This is a genomic window from Microbacterium sp. Bi128 (assembly GCF_918698205.1).
Genome location: NZ_CAKKMM010000907.1, coordinates 1 through 2,079 on the forward strand (window position 1 = coordinate 1; position 2,079 = coordinate 2,079).

General features: G+C 70.9%; 2 protein-coding genes. Both read right to left on the reverse strand.

Annotated features, from left to right (window positions below; genetic code table 11):
• A partial coding sequence (locus tag LQV45_RS27865) for an HAD family hydrolase (protein ID WP_230010125.1) occupies positions 1–1,555 on the reverse strand: 1,555 nt, incomplete at its 3' end.
• A gap of 53 nt (positions 1,556–1,608) precedes the next feature.
• Positions 1,609–2,079, reverse strand: a 471-nt coding sequence (locus LQV45_RS27870; RefSeq protein ID WP_230010127.1) for a polysaccharide deacetylase family protein, incomplete at its 5' end; no start/stop codon positions are given.

Here is a 2,079-nt window from a genome sequence, read left to right on the forward strand (position 1 = left end):
CTGCCTTGGTGACCGTGACGGGGATACCGTCAGTGACCTGCAGCTCGAAGCGGTGGCTGTACATCCCTCCTGCCACCTCGGGAATTGCGCCGGCCCCGACGGGCACCCCGCCGCCGGAAATCCGGGTCCGCAGTGCCAGGGCGATCCCGATCCTGCTCCCGGACGTCTGCACCTGAACCGTCAGCTCAGCAGCGTCCGAACCGTCCTCCGACGAAGACTCCGACGAGGACACCGCCACCCCTGTCAGGTGCCGGTTGGCCAGTTGGGCGTCCTCGGGCACGTTGGAGTTGGTCACGCCGGTGTCGCACCCGCTGCGGATGCTGATGGACCCGCTCCACCCGACGGCGGTCAGCGTGGTTTCCAGTGCGGCCAAGTGGGGCTCGGCCATGGACACGAGCCGGCGCTGGAGTACCTGAAGCTGCCGTCCGGCGTCGTCCGCCACGAGTGCTTCCCGGCTCAGCAGGGCCCGCTTGAGGTCCAGGGTGCGCCGCTCGCTGCGGAGCGTCAGGCCGCCGCCGGACCACCACGCACCGTCGCCCACCCGGACATCCAGCGGCAGCCAGTCCGGGATGTTAACCATGTGCTCATCCACGGTTTCTACGCCCTGGACGACGCTCGCGACGCTGTTGTAGACGCCCGCAAGGTAGCTGCCGGGATAATGGGCGTCCCCCGCGCGGTGTTCCGGGGCGGCGCCGCGGGTGGCGAGGTAGCCGTTGCCGAGCGTGGTCAGCGCCTCCCGGTGCCCTTCGTGGGCGGGATCGAAACCCTCGTACACCAGCAGCCACGGGTGCGTAATGACCAGCCCGATGTCCAGTTCGCTGACGTCTTCAACCACGACGTCGGCGCCCGCGGCTTCCAGCGCAGCCCGCCGCCCGGCCCGGTCGAGGCCGACCACGAGCCCGAATCCCCCACGTCGCCCGGCTTCCACGCCGGCTGCGGCGTCCGCGATCACCATGGCCCGGGCGGGGGTGATCTCCAGCCGGCGCACGGCTTCGAGGACCAAAGCCGGCGCCGGCATTCCGGCGACATCGTGGTCCAGGGCCGTCTGGCCATCCACGATGTGGTCAAAGACCTCGCCAAGGCCCGCGGCGGCCACGATCGCGGCGGCGTTCCGGCTGGAGGTGGCGAGGACCACGGGGATCCGCCCGGCCCGGAGCCGCTCAAGCAGCGCCACGGTGCCGGGGAAAACGGGCACGGGCCGGCCCGCGAGCATGGCTTCGAAAATTCCGTTCTGGCGCTGCGCGAGTCCGAACGCCGTCCACTCGTCCGGGCCGTCCGCGGGCGAGCCGCGGGGAATGGGGACCCCGCGCGAGGCCAGGAATGCGGCCACGCCGTCCTCCCAGGTCCGGCCCTCGATCCAGCGTGCGAAGTCATCGTCCGTGAAGGGCGCGCGCCGCGCGTCAGCGGGAAGCCGGGGGTCCGTCATGACGTCGTCAAAGAGTTGTTTCCAAGCTGCCGCGCGGAGCTCGCCGGTATCGGTCACGACGCCGTCGAGGTCAAAGATCACGGCATCGACGGGAGCCAGCGCGGCGGCAACTGTGGGCGACTCCGTCATGGCCCTGTCCTATCAGCGATCAGTGCGCCGCGACAGTGGCGTTCGGCCCGCCCTTAGCCCAGGAGTGCGTCGAGGGTGGTGAAGCCATAGCCGGCCTGGCGGATGCGGCTGATCAGCTGGGGCAGGGCAGCGGCGTCCAGCGTGGTGCCGTCGTCGGGGTTGGAGCCGATGTGCATCAGGACAATTTCCCCCGGCTGCAGGCCCGCCAGGACGCGGTCCGCGACGAGCCGCGCCGTCGCTCCGCCGCTGGTGCCTTTCCAGCCCAGGGTGTCGACGCTCCAGCGCACCGGAAGGTAGCCGAGGTTGTTGACCGTGGCGATGGTCCTGGCGTCGCGGTCGCCGAAGGGAAACCGGAAGAGCGGCCGCGGGTCAGCCCCGGCCGCCCGGATGGCCTGTTCGGCCGATCGGACCTGGTCCTTGATGCCGGCGTCGGGCAGCCCGGTGAATGCCGGATGGGTCATGGAATGGTTGCCCACCCGGTGCCCGCCGGCGACGATCGCCGCCACGCCTCCGGGGTTCGCGGC